The sequence below is a fragment of the Planococcus halocryophilus genome, from assembly GCF_001687585.2.
GTDB classification, from domain to species: domain Bacteria; phylum Bacillota; class Bacilli; order Bacillales_A; family Planococcaceae; genus Planococcus; species Planococcus halocryophilus.
Genome location: NZ_CP016537.2, coordinates 3,269,348 through 3,288,365 on the forward strand (window position 1 = coordinate 3,269,348; position 19,018 = coordinate 3,288,365).

A 19,018-nucleotide genomic window follows, 5' to 3' on the forward strand; every position below is an offset into this window, starting at 1 on the left:
AATGCACTTTACTACAAAATAATGTATTAAAAGATGTTTCCTACTCACTCCAGGATTCGGAGCACCTAGTGGCGACTCCAGCGGAAAAACGAAGTAGTGAGACCCCGCAGGAGCTTGCGACGAGGAGGCTCAGCGCTGAGTCCGCGGAAAGCGTCCACTGGGTGCGGAGAATCCTAGATGCATACAAAAATAAGTAAGTATTCTTTTGTCTACAAGCTAAGAGGGATTTTGTTAAAGAATTCCTCTTTTATTCTTAGGAAAAGATGATGACTAATGACACCTAAAATTCCCTTTCCAATTAAATTAACTTTGAGTTTTATCTTACTAGCACTGACCTTGATGGTTTCTTTAATTTTCGGTGCGGCGGATATCAGTTTAAAAGAAGTCGGACTCGCTTTGTTTTCAACTTCTTCTAGCGATCATATTGGCGTGATTCGCGAGATTCGCCTGCCACGTGAAATTGCGGCCATTTTTGTTGGTGCTGCCCTCGCCGTTTCCGGTGCGATGATGCAAGGCATGACGCGCAACCCATTGGCTGATCCAGGTCTTCTCGGCTTAACAGCTGGGGCAAATGCCGCGCTTGCGTTCACTTTAGCGTTTGTTCCTGCCGCTAATTATTTCGGTATTATGATTGCTTGTTTTATCGGTGCGGCAGTTGGTGCTGCATTAGTGTTTGGGATTGGCGCCGCTAAAAAAGGTGGGTTTTCACCGTTTCGCATTGTCCTCGCAGGGGCCGCTATATCAGCTTTTCTAACTGCGATTGCTGAAGGCATTGGCCTTTACTTTAATATCTCAAAAAACGTTTCACAATGGACGGCGGGTGGATTGATTGGCACTTCTTGGGGACAGCTACAAGTAGTGGTTCCTTTTATCGCAGTGTCGTTACTAGTTGCCTTCGTGTTAGCACGGCAATTAACTATTTTAAGTTTAAGTGAAGAAGCTGCGATCGGCCTAGGACAAAAAACAGCGCAAATTAAAGCGATTCTTTTTGTTGTCATCACTCTTCTAGCAGGTGCTGCTGTGGCACTTGCTGGCAATATGGCGTTTATCGGTTTGATGATTCCCCATATCATTCGCGCGATTGTTGGAACCGATTACCGCTTTATCATTCCCATGTCTGCCGTAGCTGGAGCGATTTTTATGTTGCTCGCCGATTTGATTGGTCGGACAATCAATGCGCCTTTTGAAACTCCAGTCGCCGCAATCATTGCGATTCTCGGTTTGCCTTTCTTCCTAATCATCGTTCGTAAAGGAGGAAAAGCATTCGTATGATTCATCCTAGTTTACGTAAAAAACAACGAATTTCGTATTATGGTTTGCTGGCACTGATTTTACTAACAGCCATAATCAGTATGGGCTTAGGTTATTCGCCTATTTCTTATGACCGATTAATGCCTGCCCTCCTCGGACAAGGAACATTTAAAGAAGAATTTATTTTGTTTTCAATTCGCTTGCCGCGAATTTTAATTACTTTACTAGCCGGAATGGCACTCGCTTTGTCTGGTGCTATTTTACAAAGTGTGACGCGTAATGACTTGGCAGACCCTGGAATTATCGGGATCAATTCCGGAGCTGGTGTCGCCATTGCGGTATTCTTCTTATTTATCCCAGTTGAAGTTGGTGCTTTTGCTTACTTGCTACCGCTTGTCGCTTTTGGTGGTGCACTTTTAACGGCTATATTGATTTATGCTTTTTCTTATTCTCGAAGTGCAGGGCTACAACCTGTTCGTTTAGTTCTCGTCGGCATCGGTTTTTCAATGGCACTTTCTGGCGTTATGATTGTCCTCATTTCTTCTGCTGAACCGGAAAAAGTTGATTTTATCGCCAATTGGTTAGCAGGTAGCATTTGGGGAGCAGATTGGCCATTTATCATTGCCATCCTTCCGTGGTTATTGATATTAATCCCGTTTACTTTATATAAAGCAAACCGCATGAACGTTCTCGGGCTGAGTGACCCCGTCGGAATCGGGATTGGTGTTTCTATTGAAAAAGAACGACTTGTGTTGTTACTGGCCGCTGTCGCTTTAGCCGCTTCTGCGGTTTCTGTTACTGGTGGAATCGCGTTTATCGGGTTAATGGCCCCGCATATTGCCAAAGCCATTGTCGGACCGCGGCATCAATTGTTCTTGCCGCTTGCGATTTTGATAGGCGGTTGGCTATTGTTACTAGCAGATACCATCGGACGAAATTTACTCCAACCTTCGGGTATTCCAGCAGGTATTATGGCGGCATTGATCGGTGCACCTTACTTCATCTATTTGTTGTTGAGAAAATAAATAGCCAGGATTCTTCATAGGCGAAGAATCCTGGCTATTTATTTTAAATCCGCTTGTTTCTTTTTGTTTCGCATTTGCAAAGATACTTTCACGATTAAACTCAACATGACGCCAATACCTGTAATCATATACAATATGGTAAAAATTTTACCAAAATCTGTTACTGGTTCTAGAGTTGCTGACCCAACAGTTGTTAATGTTGCTACACTAAAATACAAAGCGTCCACTACGGTAAACCCTTCTACTGTCGAATAAAAAATCGTTCCCGATAACAAAATCACTGCCGTCAATCCAAGTAATACTTGGAATTCTTTATCTTTAATCAGTTGAAAAAAAGCTTTTAGCATGCGTCTCAATGTCAAAATAAAGGATATCATTTTATCGCCTCTTCTTTTTATTTATTCTCTCAGTATAAATACTTTGATAAAAAACCCCAACAACTAGTTAAGTTGTTGAGGTTTGAAATATAGCTACAGGCGTTGCTGCTGGTTTCCCAAAATAATACCCTTGGAATAATTGATAACCGAGCTGCTTTAGCCAATCAAAATCTTGACGTATTTCTATACCTTCTGCTAACGGAATCGAGCCAACTTCTTGAGCTTTTTTCAGAAATTTTTTGGCGATTTCTTGTTTTTTTGTATCCGTTGCAACGTCTTGAACAAATTGCATATCGAGTTTCATATACTTAGGCTTTAAATCAGCCAATAGTTCAATCGTGCTATACCCTTCGCCAACATCGTCTAATGCGTAGTCAAAGCCTCGAGCTCGATAATAACTGAGAATTTTCTTTAAGTGATCGACGTCGTCTACTTTTTCAGTTTCCACTACTTCAAACACTAACGAATTTGGATTTACTCCTAATTTCTCAGACAATGCGATGGTCGACCGCAAACAAAATTCGGGTGAATAAATCGATGTCGGGATAAAGTTGATAAACGCTTTTGTTCCATTTAATGCGGCTGCATATTTCACAGCAGTCATCCTGCAAACCCGGTCTAGTGCATATAAACGGCCACGTGTTTTTGCCGCAGGAAAAATTTCATTTGGGTAAATCATCGAGCCATCTTCGTTTTTGAAACGCGCTAACATTTCATACGCATAAATATTTTCATCGCTATCTACAATTGGTTGGTAGTGGCAAATGATTCTCTCATTTTTGATGACATCATCTATCCATTCCATAGCGAAGACTTTTGACATCTCTGTTAATGGCTGCCAAGCTTCCTGATTGATGCGGAAAACGGCTTTGTCCATCACTAGTAAGTCATTGCAAAAATCGAGGATTTCTCTTGCGCCTTTTTCATCTATTTGCAGTTTGTTGCTTTTTTGAACAACATCAATTTCTCTTCTTTTCAAGTGATCTATAACCATTGGCAACGCCGAAAGATTCGTTTGTCCTTCTAGCTTAATTTCAAATTTTATGGCTGCAACAGTGCAGCTATTGCATTGCATTATCTATCACTCCTATTTTTATAGTAGTTATAGTTTACTTTATAAATACTAAAAACTGTTATTTTTTTATAAAAAAAGTCAATTTATTCTTCTTTATTATTTAAACAGCTGATAATTCCCACCCAATTTTAAAGGAGTTTTTCAATTGAAATCGAATTAATGCTATAGCCACTCGAATCATCACACTTCAAGAACCGCCCGCTATTAATTCATTCACAAAGGAGAATGATTATGGGAAAAATTATTGTAGCTATGTATTTGACACTGGATGGGGTCATGGAAGAACCGTCTTGGACAGCATCTTACTGGGATGACGAGATTGCTAAATTTCAGTTGGATCTGTTGTTTAGTAGTGATGCATTGCTTCTTGGACGCGTAACTTATGAAGGGTTTGCGGCAGCTTGGCCTTCTGCAGAAGATGAAGAGGGATTTGCAGAGCGGATCAACAAATTACCAAAGTATGTGGTTTCGACAAGCTTAAAGCAGACTGAATGGAACGCTCGTTTAATCACCAGCAACGTAGCACAAGTAGTGACTAAACTGAAAAAAACCGGTCAACGATTATTGGTCTATGGTAGTGCCGAACTTATCGAAACCTTGCTGAGATATGATTTGATCGATGAACTTCATTTAATGACATTCCCACTTGTGTTAGGTGAAGGAAAACGACTATTCAAGGAAAATGCCGATCAGAAAATGTTTAACCTGCAGAATGTCCGGTCAACCGATTCAGGTGTCCTTATTGCCAGTTATACGCCGGATAAATAATCTATTTTACAAGGCTCCTGTATAGGGAGCCTCAGACTGTAGACAAAGTCTTATTAAACTGAATAGTGATGTATATTCTTCAACTGGGTTGGCCACTTCGCTTTCCGTGGGCTCAGCTTCAGCCTCCTCGTCACTAACGTTCCTGCGGGGTCTTCAGCTTTCGCTCTCCCACAGGAGTCTTCGTGGCCAACCCAATTGAAGGCTTCTTGCTACAAATAAAGTGAGATTCTATAGGACGCTTCACCATAAAAGTAACCTGCGAAAGGGTTTTTCCCTTACTCACGCCAGGATTCGGAGCACCAAGTGGCGAAGGGCAAAGATATGCTCCTGCATCGCTGCGCCAGCTTCGTCAGCGGAAAGCGTCCACTCGGTGTGGAGAATCCCATGTGCATACAAAAAATGAGTAAGTACTCTTTTGTCTACAAGCTGAGGCTCCTATATAAGGAGCCTTTTATTTTGCAAAAATTATGTTCTATTGAGTTTCTTTTTGGCGTAAATATAAGTAACTGCTAAGGCAGCGACCAGCACACTGCCTTTAATAATATCAAAGGCATAATAAGGAAGGTTTAGAATCGTCAGTCCGTTCAATAAGATTCCAATAACAGCTGCACCAAAAAATGTACCTAAAGCATTTGGCTTACCTGCTCCTAAAACTGAATATCCCACGAAGACAGCCGCAACCGCCTCCATCATTAGTGGAGCTCCAGCATCAATTTGTCCCGAACCTACGCGTGCTGTAAAGAGGATACCGGCCATTGATGCAAAGAAACCAGATACCACATAAGCTGTAAATTTCACTTTTTTAACGTTAACTCCTGACAACGTGGCAGCTTCAGCATTTCCACCCGTCATATAAAGAATTCGCCCCCAACGCGTGTGATGCAGTACGATGTAAGATGCTATAACCATCACTAGCATAATCCAAACAGGAACCGGCAGGCCCATTAATTGCCCTTGACCTATCAAAAGAAATGCATCCGACAATTGACCAGGTGCGGTTCCACCTGAAGTTAGAGGCATATTATTATAGACCGAATAGCCTTCCGTATAAGTTCGGTGCAAACCAGCTACGATATACATCACACTCAAAGTTGCCAGCAAGTCTGGAATGCCAATAATCACAATGAGAAAGCTGTTGAATACACCAACTAGAACTCCAATTAGCAATGGCAAAATAAGAACAAGCCATAACGGCATCTCGTACCACACCATTAATGATGCAGAAACGACGGTCGAAAATGACATTGTCGAACCCACTGATAGATCAAATCCACCTACCACAAGCGTGAACGTTACGCCTAGAGCTAATAAGGTCACAATCGAAATCGAGCGTAAAATGTCCGTGAAATTATCATATGTGAAAAAGGCATCACTGATTGTACTAAAATAAAAAATGATAAACACCAGCAAAGCAATTGCACCATATTTGAATAGAAACTGAATCGCATTATTTTTCACTGAACTTTTGTTTTTCTCAAAATTGTTCTTTTCCACCACTTGCATACAACAAAATCCTTTCTTGGGTCGCTTCTTGCCGTGACAATTCCTTCACGATTTGACCATTGTGCATGATGAGAATGCGATCGGAAATTCCGAGCGCTTCATGAATTTCACTAGAAAAATACAAACACCCTTTGCCTTTTTCCGTCAATTGACGGATCAATTTAAAAATATCCACTTTTGCTCCAATATCCACACCTTTAGTCGGTTCATCAAATAGATACAAAGCAGAATCGAGCGAAATCCATTTACCGATTGCTATTTTCTGTTGGTTTCCTCCACTTAGGTGGAGAATCGCAGTTTCAGTACTGCTAGTTTTAACGCGCAAACGTTCAATAATCTCATTTGCATACCTTTTTTCGGCTTTTCGGTTTATGAACAAACCTTTAGAGAATTTTTTCAAGTTTGGAAATGTGGCATTAATCTCCAATGATTCCTGAACAAATAACCCTTCTTTTCTCCGTTCTTCAGGAATTAATGCCATTCCTGCTTTGATGGCGTCAGCCGGATGCTTGATTTTTGTCACGTTTCCTTTAAGCTTTATCGTTCCTGACGTAAGAGGAGTTGCTCCAAATAAAGCTTTTGCCAGTTCCGTTTTTCCGGCACCAACGAGACCGACGACACCAACCACTTCGCCTGATGAAACCGTAAGCGACAAGTTTTTAAGTTTGTAGCCATCTGACAGATTTTCCACTTGCAGAAAAGGTGTTCCTTGAAAGTGTGTGCTCGGTTCCAATTCATGGCTTAGTGCCTCACCGAGCATTGCTTCTATCACCTGACTTTGATCCGCATCGACTGTAGCATAAGTTTCAACCCTGGCCCCTTCACGCATCACGGTAATCCGGTCGCTAATTTCAAACACTTCTGGCAACCGATGCGAAATAAAGACACATCCAACGCCTTTTCGTTTTAGTTTCGAAATAACGGCATACAATTTTTCCGATTCATGAATTGATAAAGGAGCTGTGGGTTCGTCGAAGATGATGATTTTTGCTGAATGGACCAATGCTCTTGCAATTAACACCATCTGTTTTTCCGCTAATGTTAGGTGCATCGCTTTTTGTTGAACATTAATATGGTCTACTTGCAACTCATGTAAAATCATTCGAGCTTTGTCGTTGAGTTTTTGTCTTGAGATAAATAACTTACCCCTGTTAGCAAATGTATCGAGCAAGATATTTTCTGCTACCGTTAAGTCAGCCACAATTGCAGTATCCACTTCCTGATAGACACAATAAATCCCATTCTCTTTAGCTGACTTTGGCGTAGCTAGTTGGACAAGAGAGCCATCCAAATAGATTGTTCCGTTATCCTGTTGATAGACCCCGGACAGGATTTTAATTAAAGTGCTTTTGCCCGCACCATTGACGCCTAGAATGGCGTGAACTTCACCTTTTTTTAAGTGGAACTCTGCATTTTGCAACGCTGTCACTGTACCGAATTTTTTTCCAATAGCCGACATCGAAAGTAAAGGTTCCGCCATAGCAATGCTCCTTCCTGGTAAAAGAGCTGTCCCACTTTTCAGGACAGCTCAATTTGATAAAAATTATTGCCCTTCCAATTCACGCAAGTCATCTGTATAACCTTGGTCACTTGACCCCCAACCTTCTATATAGTCGCTCAGTTTATCGGTTGTCACCGCTTCTTCCGGCAAATTTTGTGCCTCGATAAATATGGGTTCTAGAATTACTTTTTCTTCTGGCTGTTCTCCGTTTAGCAATTGGTATAAATAACGCACTTGAATGCGCCCAATATCTGTTGGATCAACCGCTGCAGAAGCTAGCCAAGGGCTATTTTCTTTTTGCATTAACTGAAGATCCTCATCACTCATATCGATTCCATAAACTTTAATATCTGTCCGGCCAGACTGTTCGATAGCACGAACAGCGCCTTTAGCAAATTCATCCCATGAAGCCCACACTGCAGTAATTTCTCCTTCATTTGGATATTGCTTCAATACAGCTTCCATTTGTGACTGTGTATCCAATGCCGTATTGCTAGTTGCCGATCCAAATGCTGTGACTTCTTGGATATTCGGGTTATCTGCCAAGAATTTTTCATATGCTATTTGACGTCTTTCCATCGGTGCAAAACCAGCGGTCCAAATTTTGACGATATTGGCTGTGCCCTCATTGTCTTGCGCTAATTTCCCCAAAGTCATCTCCGCCATTTGCTGATCGCCTTGTTCTAAAGAAACTACACCGTCCACATCAATACCTGCATCAAATGCCACAACTGAAATCCCTTTTTCCAGGGCTTTTTCCACTCCTTGGTTTAACGCTTCTTTTGTGCCGTGATCAATTAAAATACCATCGACGCCTTGGTTAATCGCAGCATCTAAGTTAGAAGCCATTTTCGCCAAATCTCCTTGGGAAGTGAAAACAGTCACTTTGCCTCCGAAATTTTCAATTTGCTCTTCAACACCTGCTATGTATTGTGCAGAAAAAGTACCGAGGTTGATCTGCATGATTAAAGCAATTTCTTTACCTGCAAGCGGATGAGCTGAAGTTTTTGCTTCTGTGTCTGAAGAAGTTTTCTCTTCTGTAACCTCTCCTTTTGGTTGACAAGCACCCAACACAATACCGATTAATAACAAAGTGACAAGTAGCCAGATAGATTGTTTTTTCATATTTTTTCTCCTTTTCTTGTAAATGCACCAAGCATCTCAGGGATGTTTTTTTGGTAATTTGCAGTAATAATGCCTTTTTCGGTAATAATTGCGGTAATCAGATGCGACGGTGTCACATCAAATGCGGGATTAAATACTTTAGTGCCAAGTGGCGCAATCGGCTGTCCATTCATATGAGTAATTTCCTCCGCGTTTCGTTCTTCAATCGGAATTGCAGTTCCATCTTCAATTCCAAGATCAAATGTCGAGATTGGTGCCGCGACATAAAAAGGAATATCGAAAGCTTTGGCCAATAAAGCCAAATTAAAGGTGCCAATCTTATTCGCAGTGTCACCGTTGGCTGCAATGCGGTCTGCACCGACAATGATCGCTTCAACGCCTTTTGCTTTAATGGTGTGTGCTGCCATGCTATCTGTGATCAACGTCACATCAACATTTGATTGTTGCAGTTCCCATACTGTCAGACGCGCACCTTGATAAACCGGACGAGTTTCGCAAGCATACACTTCGAAATGCCGACCGCGTTCACTGCCAAGGTGAAACGGTGCTAAGGCTGTGCCATATTTTGCAGTGGCAATGGAACCTGCATTGCAAATAGTCATGACTTTTGTGCGCCCTTCTAACAACGTCAACGCATGCTCACCGATACGCCGACAGGAGGCTTCGTCTTCTTCATGAATTTTAATGGCCTCTGCTAGCAATAACTGCTTTGCCTGCTGGACGTTAGTTGCCTCTCGAATTATATCTTGTAGACGGTTTAGTGCCCAACCAAGGTTGACAGCAGTCGGTCTTGAAGCGTTTAAGTACGATGCATCTTTTTGGATGTATTGCTGAAAAACTTCTAGTGAAGCTGTATCATGCCGCTGAGCTCCGATAGCCAATCCATAGGCGGCTGTAATGCCAATCGCTGGAGCACCACGAACTTTTAATGAAAAGATGGCCTCGTAAATGTCTTCTACAGTTTCAAGTGTTACGTATTCGATAAGGTGTGGTAATTTTTGTTGGTCTAGAATAGTCAGTTGCTGACCATTCCAGTTGATAGATAAAGGAATGCTCATTTGTGCACCTCTTTTAAAATCTCCAGTAAATCAGTGATTGAGCCGATTTGTTGGCGCTGCAAGATTAATGCTCGCCCTGTATGTAGCGACTGTGTTTTAAAGTTAATTCTTTTTTCTGTGTCCACTATACTGTCTAAATCTTTGACATGTGCTAAGCCAATTGTCCGGCGAATCAATTCACAGCCGGCAAAACCTGCTGCATCTGTTAACACTTTATCTAGAACAAATTCTAAATAACCCTGTGTGTCTCTGAACGATTCAATACTCTCTGTTTTCCATAGTTCACTGAATGATAAAGCAAACACTTCCCACGTCTTCTCAATGTGAGACACAACCACCTGACGCTCGATACCTTCTCGCGTAATCGATTGAAAAATTAAATTACCTAGAAATAAGCCAACATCGAATCCGATTGGACCATAAAAACCAAACTCTGGATCGATGACTTTGGTTTCAGTTGTACTAGCAAAAATACTGCCTGTGTGAAGGTCTCCGTGTAGCAAGGCTTCCGATTCAGTCAAAAAACTTTTTTTCAATTTAGCTACTTCTAGCTGCAACTTTTGGTCTCTCCAAATTGCTTCTGCCGCTGATTGAAGCTGTGGTTCATAATTGTTAGTTTCAAGGTCAAAAAAGGGATCCGTAAAAACAAGATCTTCTGTGATTTTACATAGCTCTGGATTGGAGAACTCGACAGCTAAGCGTTTTTTTTCAAAAGGATGGAGACCGTAATCTGATGTATGGAACAAAGTCTGCGCCAAGTATTCACCAATATCCTGCGACAGTCTAGGAAAATTCTGCCCGTTGATCAATCCTTCTCGTGCAATAACAAGGTGAGACAAATCTTCCATCACCGTAATCGCTAATGTTTCATCCGCCGCATAAACGACCGGTACCAAGGATGGCACAAACTCTCCGTGCTTTCTAAGAACATTGGCTTCGATCGTTGCACGCTTTAAAGTCAGTGGCCAACTTTCACCAATGATTTTGGCATATGGCAGTGCTTGCTTAATAATTACACGGGTGCCTGTTTTCGAATCTTCGATCTGGAAAACATAATTCAAGTTGCCATCTCCAATTTCTCGGCAGCTCAATTCGGCAGTAGGCTCGAAAGTATAGACAGCTTTTGCTAAAGCTATAGCCGTCGACTCAGTTAGTCCTTTATAAGTTGTTGGAATAGTAAGCGTCATTGTTTTCTCTCCCTTTCCTGGCAATATAAAAAGCCTCTTTCTAAAAGAAAGAGGCCAGAATAAGAGAGATTCCACGCCTCTTATCTTTCAGAAAGTAAATTTCTGATGGAATTAGCACCGTGCCTTGCAGGAATTTCATCCTGGCGCAAAAGCGCCCCGTCTCACAACGGTATTACGGTCGGTTGCTGGGCGTCATCGGGCCAAAATCCCTCTGCCAGCTCTTGATAAGAGTACTACTTGTCATGCTATTGAGTTCTGAAAAGAATCCTATCATGTTTCAGAATTGACTGTCAATCCTATTTTTTCAATAAAAAAAATTTTGCAACAATAGAGTTGACAGACTCTTATGCACGTGAAATAATCAGAATTACTTCTAGACATAGGCTCAAAAAAGCCGAGCGTGTTGATGAACTATCAATACTTTCAAGTTCTTAAATCACTTTATAAAAATGACCTACACAATTTCATAATCTTTCTTATTTAGAGCAGGTGGAGGGACAAGCCCTATGATACCCGGCAACCGGTCCATTAATGGACACGGTGCTAATTCTTGCAGTCAGAAACAGTGGCTGAGAAATAAGAAGTTGTTAAAACCCTTAACCTCTTCTTATTTGAAGAGGTTTTTTATTTTTTAAAATTACATAGGAGCGTGGAGTAAATGAGCACTTTAACTGCTACTTATCAATTATACGGAAAGCCTGGCTCCTTTGAGAAAAAAGCTGAAGGTATTGCGCTAGGACTGACGATCGGGTCCTGGACCAATTTGCCTCTTCTTGAACAAGAGCAATTAAAACAGCATAAAGGAAATGTCATTTCCATAAAAGAATGTGAGGAAAATCCCCATCCCTTAAAATCAGGTTTGATAAAAGCTGAAGTTTCAATCGCTTATCCATCAGCGAATTTCTCTGCAGATCTTCCTGCAATCCTCACTACCGTTTTCGGCAAATTATCTCTGGATGGTGAAGTAAAACTATTGGATTTGAATTTCAGCGATGAATTGCTCAAGCATTTTCCCGGACCTCGCTTTGGTATTGAAGAAATCCGCCATACACTCGGTGTAACTGGACGGCCGCTACTCATGAGCATATTCAAAGGTGTCATCGGGCGTGACTTGGATTACTTATCTACTCAATTGCGGCAACAGGCATTAGGCGGTGTAGACCTCGTCAAAGATGATGAAATTCTATTTGATAACCCTTTGACTCCATTTGAGAAGCGCATTACTGCAGGTAAAGAAGTGTTAACACAGGTGTATGAAGAATCGGGTCACCGCACACTTTATGCAGTAAACCTTTCGGGTAGAACCTCCGAGCTGCGAGGTAAAGCAAGAAAAGCTCGCGAACTTGGAGCTGACGCTTTATTGTTCAATGTTCATGCGTACGGATTCGATGTTATGCAAGAACTTGCTGAAGACGATGACATTGCTTTGCCACTGATGGTACACCCCGCATTCAGTGGTGCCTTTACTTCATCTGCCTTTTATGGCCTTGCTACGCCACTGGCACTTGGCAAATTGACCCGTTATGCTGGTGCAGATTTCTCACTGTTTCCATCGCCTTACGGCAGTGTCGCATTGGAGAAAGCCTCTGCACTTTCGCTCGGTGAAGAACTGACTAAGAAAAGCTCGTTAAAACGCAGTTTTCCAGTGCCCTCGGCCGGTATTCATCCAGGGCTTGTCCCTTTGCTGATGGCAGACTATGGCATCGATAGCGTCATTAATGCCGGTGGTGGTATCCATGGACATCCAGCTGGAGCCATTGGCGGCGGACAAGCTTTCAGACAAGCGATTGATGCCGTATTGCAAGGTGAAACTTTACAAAACGCTAGTAAACAACACGAACAACTACAAACAGCACTTGAGCTATGGGGGTCAAAAAATTGAACAAACCAATTATTTTCTGCGATTTCGATGGCACGATTACAGCCAACGATAATATCATCGCAATCATGAAGAAATTTGATCCGCCTGGTTGGGAACCCATCAAAAACCAAATCCTTGATCAATCTATAACCATACGTGAGGGTGTAGCGAAAATGTTTTCATTACTCCCTGTGTCCGCAAAGGAGGACATTATTTCATATGTTCTAGAGCAAGCGGAAATACGAGAAGGCTTTCGTGATTTTGTCGATTATGTAAAAAAACATGAACTTTCTTTATACATTGTCAGCGGAGGCATCGATTTTTTCGTTTATCCACTTCTTAAACCTTTTGGACCCTTTGATGGCATCTATTGCAACAGCGCAGATTTTTCGAAAGATCTGATCCATATTGAATTCCCACATGTCTGTGATGCAATCTGTACGAGTCAAGGATGTGGCTGCTGTAAACCGTCCATCATCCGTGAACTTTTGGCCAAAGGCACTAACAGCATTGTGATTGGGGATTCGATCAGTGACTGGGAAGCCGCTAAAGAAGCTGATTTTGTCATCGCTAGAGATTTACTGGCCGACAAATGCAAAGAAGCTAGAATCGATTATCAACCGTTTGAAACTTTTCATGAAGTTATCGCTATAGTGGATAAATATATAGGAGTGAAGTCATGATTGCATTGAATGAAAAATGGCTTGAACTAGCGGATGTCAAAGATGAACTAGCTGTTCGCGACTGGTTTATGGGGACTAGTGGAAATCTAGCCATTAAAGTGACTGACGAACCACTCGAGTTCTTAGTCACTGCTAGTGGTAAAGACAAGAAAAAACGGACAGATGAAGACTTTCTACTAGTGGATGAAAATGGACAACCCACCATTGAAAAATTCTTAACACCCTCTGCTGAAACCTTATTGCATTGTGCAATTTATAGAAAGACCCAAGCCGGTTGCAGTCTTCACGTCCATACGGTTGCCAATAATGTCATTTCCGAATTATATGGCGATGCCGGAAAAATCGATTTCCAAGGACAGGAACTGATTAAAGCTTTCGGATTATGGGAAGAAGATGCTGTTCTAACAATTCCCATTATTGCCAATCACGCAGATATCCCAACACTCACCCGTGAGTTTGAAGCTACTATTTCGGCAGATAAAGGAGCCGTGCTAATCCGTAATCACGGCATTACCGTGTGGGGGAAAAATAGTTTTGAGGCGAAAAAACTACTTGAAGCCTGCGAGTTTTTATTTCAATACCAATTAGCATTACAATTACAGTTAAAATAAGAGAGGAAGATTAGTATGGCCATCATTAAAATTCAAGGAACAAAAAAGACAATTGAAGCGCAAAACGAAGTAGCCGCATTTTTGGAACAACAAGAAGTCGTTTATGAGCATTGGGATATCGATAAATTACCAGCGCATCTACGTGAAAAATTCGATTTAACGGATGCCGAAAAAGATGAAATTCTTCAAGCATTTCAAACAGAAGTCAGTGACATCTCAGAACGTCGGGGCTACCAGGCAGCGGATATTATCTCTTTATCAGATTCCAACCCTAAATTAGATGAGTTGTTAAAAAACTTTCAACGTAAACACATTCATACTGATGATGAAGTACGCTATATCGTCAGCGGACATGGGGTTTTCATCATTCAAGGAAAAGACGAAAATTTCTTTGAAGTTCATCTGACGCCAGGCGACCTCATTTCGGTTCCTGAAAACATTACGCATTACTTTACACTTGCTGAGGATCGGAAAGTCGTGGCCATTCGTATTTTCGTCACAACTGAAGGATGGGTACCTGTTTACCAAGAAGAAAGCCCCGTATAAATTCACTATCTAATAAGAAGAGACTCGACTATATCGAGTCTTTTTATTTTGATAAAAAAGGTAATTTCTTTCTATTTATAATGTCTTTTAAGCTATAATGTCTTTTGAGTTATATTTTAAAATTAGAAATGAGCGGTTCATATGAAAAAAATAATTTGGTCTTTTGGTGGAGTGATACTTTTACTTGCCCTCCCTATCCTAATTTGGTTTTTTAAAGAAGAAAAAATAGTCAATATTGCGATTATCGATAAAACTGTTCCAACTGAAAGTTATAGGGAACATAAAGGCTTAACATGGCTATTAAATCATCAACGTTACGTTCCTGAATCAGAAGAAGCCTACAATGCTACAACCGATTACTACGGCTTTGTTCCTGATGAAAAAGATGAGAGCTATACAATTCGTGACTTGCCTACAGATTATTCTGGTACTGATCTCATTTACTTGGCAGATTCTTATGGAGTTTATGAAGAAGATCTCCCTTGGCAGACTAAAGAAAAAACACCAGGTAGTTCATCCATGATTGCAGGCGGTCTCCAAATGGATGAGTGGCAGGCGATTAAACAACAAGTCCAGTCTGAAGGTACAGACTTAGTCATGGAGTTCAACACGTTCGCTTCTCCGACTTCTAAAGAAGTTTCACAAGATATGAACACATTTTTAGGGCTCGAATGGAGTGGTTGGAGTGGTCGCTATTTTGAAGAGCTACAAGCTTCTAAAGGCGCCGTTCCTCAATGGATTGTTACTAATTATGAAAAAAATGATGTGCAATGGCAGTTTGAAGGTGCGGGTTTTGTTCTAGTTAACGACGATTCCAGTGAAATTGTCGTTCTTTCTGAAGAAGCCAATGAAATTGGCAGTGAGGGGCTTCACCTTGCCTTTACTGAACAAGGTGCCACTCAATTTGATTTGACGGACAGCCCGTCTTTCGATTATTGGTTTGATATTAATTTGGCTGCTCCAGAAACTAAAGTTCTCGCAGATTATCAGTGGGACTTGCAAGATCCAGGCAGTGAGAAGTTGAAAAAAGCAGGCATTCCACAGAACTTCCCAGCAGTATTCCACCAATCCAAATACGGTGCAGACCTTTACTATTTTGCGGGAGATTTTGTCGATATTAATGATGTTCCGAATTTCTACCGCTTTGCAGGTTTCTCAAAACTGCGCTCTTTCCTGTCTACAGAATCACTGGATGCTGAAAAGAGTTTTTACTGGAAAACGTATATCCCAATGATGGAGTCCATTTTAGCAAATGCGAAAGACAAAAAAGCACCCACTGAAAAGGCACAAAAAACACTCGCTGTCGAAAATGGGATCTCGTATCCTTCTCGTGTAAACGATCAGACATTTGAAGTATACGAAGACGGCGAATGGCAGCCACTTACTATTAAAGGGGTAAATATGGGGATGGCCAAACCTGGAACGTTTCCTGGTGAAGCAGCTATTACACGTGCGGAATATGACCGCTGGTTTAAAGAAATTGGCGACATGAATGCGAATGCGGTGCGTGTCTACACCCTTCACCCCCCTGCTTTTTATGACGCGTTTGCTGCTTATAACGCCAGCGCAATAGAACCACTTTACTTGTATCACGGGGTTTGGATTGACGAAGAACCTTTAACGAAGTCTTTAGATGCCTTTAATCCCGAAATTACCGAGCGCTTTCAGGCAGAAGTCAAAAAAATCGTGGATGTTGTCCACGGCGATGCCGTTGTAGAACAACAGCCGGGACATGCATACGGCAACTATAAAACAGACATCTCTCCTTATGTAATCGGTTGGATGGTTGGTATCGAATGGTACCCGGTAATGGTCGATCAAATGGAGCAAGATTACCCTGACCTTGGCGATTATCAAGGCCAGTATGTCTACACCAAAAATGCCAATCCAATGGAAAATTGGTTAGCACAGCAATTAGACCTTCTCGCTTCTTATGAACTAGATACGTATAAAAGTATGCGCCCTTTAAGCTTTACTAATTGGGTAACAACCGATAATATCGATCAGCCCGCAGAGCCAAGTGTTCAAGAAGATATGGCTACTGTAGATCCGAATCATATCAAAACCAAGGATGTAACGGATACAGTCGGCATGTTTGCTTCTTATCACGTCTATCCGTATTATCCTGATTTCTTAAATTTAGAAGAGCGTTATACGGAGTATGTTGACCACCGCGGAGAATTCAATAACTATGCCGGGTATTTGAAAGATTTAAATGACTCTCACGACATGCCGGTTCTCATTGCAGAGTTCGGAATTCCTGCCTCGCGCGGAATGACGCACGAAAATCCATTTGGCTGGAATCAAGGATTTATTTCTGAAAAAGAGCAAGGAGAAATCGTCAGTCATATGTACGAAGACATTCTTGAAGAAGGCATGCTAGGCGGTATGGTCTTTACTTGGCAAGACGAGTGGTTTAAACGAACATGGAATACAATGGATTACGACAATCCGAACGAACGACCATTTTGGTCTAATGCTCAAACAAACGAACAACAATTTGGCCTCTTGAGTTTCGATCGCCATAAAGTAAAAGTAGATGGTATAGACGATTGGAAAGATGGAAAACTGTTGTACGAAAAAGATGCGGGCGCGCTCAATAGCGTTACGATGGATTCCGATGAGCGATATGTCTACATTAAAGCCCAATTCGATCCTGCTAATGAACAGTGGTGGACTGAAAAAGATTTTAATCTATATTTTAGTATCCGTAATAACAAAGGGATTGCCGTTGAAGCTTTCGAAAAAACTGAGTTTCTGGCGGACTTCCAGTTGAAGATTGAAAATCTAGAACAAGCACAGCTGCAAGTCGCTGGCGATTACGATAGCTTTTACTATGATTATCATGAGCGTTTGAAAATGATTCCTGCAGAAGAAAACATTGAAACGACGTTCCATCCAATTCGACTCGCTCTAAACAAAGAATTTGTACGACCGGACACTAAAGAAACTGTTCCATTCGCTTCATATGAAACAGGCGTGTTCCAATTTGGGATTGCTAATCCAGAGCATGAAGATTATGATTCGTTAAATGATTATTATTATGATGAAAATACTGGCATTTTGGAAATTCGCATTCCATGGATGTTACTAAATGCCAAAGACCCAGCAAAACGAGAATTTACAGGTGACCTTCAAAAAGATGGCATCGAAGCTTCTCAAACGATTAAAGATATTGATGTTGCATCTAATTTAACCGATAAAAACGGAAATATTGTAGAAGCATTTGATTCTAAGAAAGTTGCTCAATATTCGTGGGAAACATGGGGATTACCACAGTCTGAAGAACGATTAAAACAATCCTATTACATTCTTCAAGAAACGTTTGGAGAAACCGAATAATATGAGAAAAATTAAAAACTGACGGAGAAAAGGACCATCCTTTTCTCCGTCAGTTTTTTTAGATTTTAGTAAACTTTAAGGTTTCATTGTTTTCCAGCTATCTACATGATGAACAGCTACGCCACCAAATCCAGATGCTGTCGAATAATATGCCGATACTGCTGCTAACTCCCGATTCATGAAAGCTTCGCCTTCTTCAAAGAAAGAAATATTATTACCTTCATCGGTTTGACCTGTTTCAACTCCGACTACAACCGTTTTTCCATATTTTTCTGCATAAGCTACTTCATTTTTTACGAGTTCTTTAATCATGGATGCTGAATCTCGGTATGCCATTAATGTAACACTATCTGTATTGGCAATTACCCATTCGGCGAGTACACCTTTGCCATACGTATTTTTATAGGCGATTTCATCAAACCAAAAAGGCATATCTGCTTCTAGTGGTATATTCATCGCAGCCGTACTAGATGCTGCTTTACTTAAAAGAGCTTGATAAGATTTAATCGTTGCTGCTCGGTTCGTATTCCAACCACTATATAAATACGGCTCGACGTCCAAGTGAACACCTGTAAACTTCTGAGCCGGTAAAGCTCCTTGTTGATAAGTAGATAGCCAGTTCATCAAACGATCCTGTTTAGCAAATCCTTTAGGTGCTACCCAGTCATTAGCCCCGTCTAATGCATAAATGGTCATGCCTGCCGCTCCTGCTTTTTCGATAAAACTTTGATAAGTAGTAGCTGGAATGTCTTCGTCAATTTGTACATAGACCTTATTGACGTCTTTGCTTTCTAGAAATGCCAAGGTGCCTGCTTCATCACTATAAATCATCCACGGATTCCATAACCATGTCGCTTTAACATCCAATTCAATCGCATGAGAGTTGACACCATTTTGTGTCAGCATAAACAACAATAATACACCTGCCATCATTAGTTTTTTCATTTTCCCATATCCTCCCATTCTGTAAGCCGTGGCTCAAAGAACGAGACCCTGGCAACCTGACGACCTTGCGTTTTTCAACGGTTAGGCTCATGGCTTTGCGTCCTCCCCTTTCGGTGGAGTTTGCCTTTTTCAGATTTTTATCATTATATGTCAATTAATA

16 protein-coding genes and 3 riboswitches are annotated in these 19,018 nt (G+C 41.3%); of the genes, 8 read left to right on the top strand and 8 right to left on the bottom strand.

Annotation, left to right across the window (positions count from 1 at the left end):
* Window positions 1–273: 273 nt before the first annotated feature.
* Window positions 274–1,272, top strand: a complete 999-nt coding sequence (locus tag BBI08_RS16160) for a FecCD family ABC transporter permease (protein ID WP_008496241.1) — start codon at window positions 274–276, stop codon at window positions 1,270–1,272.
* Window positions 1,269–2,276: a FecCD family ABC transporter permease gene (locus tag BBI08_RS16165; protein WP_008496242.1), complete on the top strand. Its 1,008-nt coding sequence runs from the start codon at window positions 1,269–1,271 to the stop codon at window positions 2,274–2,276. The genes BBI08_RS16160 and BBI08_RS16165 overlap by 4 nt, the downstream gene beginning before the upstream one ends.
* Before the next feature lie 38 nt (window positions 2,277–2,314).
* On the opposite strand, the gene BBI08_RS16170 is transcribed toward BBI08_RS16165, so the two are convergent.
* Window positions 2,315–2,653: a potassium channel family protein gene (locus BBI08_RS16170; RefSeq protein ID WP_008496243.1), complete on the bottom strand. Its 339-nt coding sequence runs from the start codon at window positions 2,651–2,653 to the stop codon at window positions 2,315–2,317.
* A 67-nt stretch (window positions 2,654–2,720) separates the two neighbouring features.
* Entirely contained in the window at window positions 2,721–3,728 is a 1,008-nt protein-coding gene (locus tag BBI08_RS16175) for an EAL domain-containing protein (RefSeq protein ID WP_008496244.1), read from the bottom strand.
* Between the two features lie 231 nt (window positions 3,729–3,959).
* On the opposite strand from BBI08_RS16175, the gene BBI08_RS16180 reads away from it, so the two are divergent.
* Window positions 3,960–4,496: a dihydrofolate reductase family protein gene (locus tag BBI08_RS16180; protein ID WP_008496245.1), complete on the top strand. Its 537-nt coding sequence runs from the start codon at window positions 3,960–3,962 to the stop codon at window positions 4,494–4,496.
* A 465-nt stretch (window positions 4,497–4,961) separates the two neighbouring features.
* Here the strand turns inward: BBI08_RS16180 and BBI08_RS16185 are convergent, their stop codons facing one another.
* The 5 genes from BBI08_RS16185 to mtnK form a co-directional block, all read right to left on the bottom strand.
* A complete protein-coding gene (locus tag BBI08_RS16185; RefSeq protein ID WP_008496246.1) occupies window positions 4,962–5,999 on the bottom strand; it encodes an ABC transporter permease in 1,038 nt (345 codons plus the stop codon).
* Window positions 5,971–7,479, bottom strand: coding sequence for a sugar ABC transporter ATP-binding protein (locus BBI08_RS16190; protein ID WP_008496247.1), 1,509 nt, complete (start codon window positions 7,477–7,479; stop codon window positions 5,971–5,973). The genes BBI08_RS16185 and BBI08_RS16190 overlap by 29 nt, the downstream gene beginning before the upstream one ends.
* Window positions 7,480–7,542: 63 nt before the next feature.
* A complete protein-coding gene (locus tag BBI08_RS16195) occupies window positions 7,543–8,625 on the bottom strand; it encodes a sugar ABC transporter substrate-binding protein (protein WP_040850311.1) in 1,083 nt (360 codons plus the stop codon).
* A complete protein-coding gene (gene mtnA, locus BBI08_RS16200; RefSeq protein ID WP_065528339.1) occupies window positions 8,622–9,683 on the bottom strand; it encodes an S-methyl-5-thioribose-1-phosphate isomerase in 1,062 nt (353 codons plus the stop codon). The genes BBI08_RS16195 and mtnA overlap by 4 nt, the downstream gene beginning before the upstream one ends.
* Window positions 9,680–10,870, bottom strand: a complete 1,191-nt coding sequence (gene mtnK / locus BBI08_RS16205) for an S-methyl-5-thioribose kinase (RefSeq protein WP_040850334.1) — start codon at window positions 10,868–10,870, stop codon at window positions 9,680–9,682. The genes mtnA and mtnK overlap by 4 nt, the downstream gene beginning before the upstream one ends.
* Before the next feature lie 77 nt (window positions 10,871–10,947).
* Window positions 10,948–11,101: riboswitch (SAM riboswitch) on the bottom strand.
* Between the two features lie 242 nt (window positions 11,102–11,343).
* A riboswitch (SAM riboswitch) is annotated at window positions 11,344–11,453 on the top strand.
* Window positions 11,454–11,528: 75 nt separating this feature from the next.
* Between mtnK and mtnW the strand changes: the two genes are divergently transcribed.
* From mtnW to BBI08_RS16230, 5 genes are all read left to right on the top strand, one after another.
* Window positions 11,529–12,752 carry a 2,3-diketo-5-methylthiopentyl-1-phosphate enolase gene (mtnW, locus tag BBI08_RS16210; protein ID WP_008496251.1) on the top strand — a complete coding sequence of 408 codons (1,224 nt, stop codon included), beginning with the start codon at window positions 11,529–11,531 and terminating at the stop codon, window positions 12,750–12,752.
* Window positions 12,749–13,414, top strand: coding sequence for a 2-hydroxy-3-keto-5-methylthiopentenyl-1-phosphate phosphatase (locus BBI08_RS16215; RefSeq protein WP_040850313.1), 666 nt, complete (start codon window positions 12,749–12,751; stop codon window positions 13,412–13,414). Before mtnW ends, BBI08_RS16215 begins: the two co-directional genes overlap by 4 nt.
* Entirely contained in the window at window positions 13,411–14,025 is a 615-nt protein-coding gene (locus BBI08_RS16220) for a methylthioribulose 1-phosphate dehydratase (RefSeq protein WP_040850315.1), read from the top strand. Before BBI08_RS16215 ends, BBI08_RS16220 begins: the two co-directional genes overlap by 4 nt.
* A 15-nt stretch (window positions 14,026–14,040) precedes the next feature.
* On the top strand, window positions 14,041–14,571 hold the full coding sequence (locus BBI08_RS16225; protein WP_008496252.1) for a 1,2-dihydroxy-3-keto-5-methylthiopentene dioxygenase: 531 nt from the start codon (window positions 14,041–14,043) through the stop codon (window positions 14,569–14,571).
* Between the two features lie 141 nt (window positions 14,572–14,712).
* Window positions 14,713–17,913 (top strand): hypothetical protein, encoded by a 3,201-nt coding sequence (locus BBI08_RS16230; RefSeq protein WP_065528340.1) that lies wholly within the window; start codon window positions 14,713–14,715, stop codon window positions 17,911–17,913.
* A gap of 75 nt (window positions 17,914–17,988) precedes the next feature.
* Here BBI08_RS16230 and BBI08_RS16235 read toward each other — a convergent pair whose 3' ends face one another.
* Window positions 17,989–18,858: a hypothetical protein gene (locus tag BBI08_RS16235; RefSeq protein ID WP_008497537.1), complete on the bottom strand. Its 870-nt coding sequence runs from the start codon at window positions 18,856–18,858 to the stop codon at window positions 17,989–17,991.
* Window positions 18,859–18,905: 47 nt separating this feature from the next.
* A riboswitch (cyclic di-GMP riboswitch) is annotated at window positions 18,906–18,993 on the bottom strand.
* Window positions 18,994–19,018: the final 25 nt, after the last annotated feature.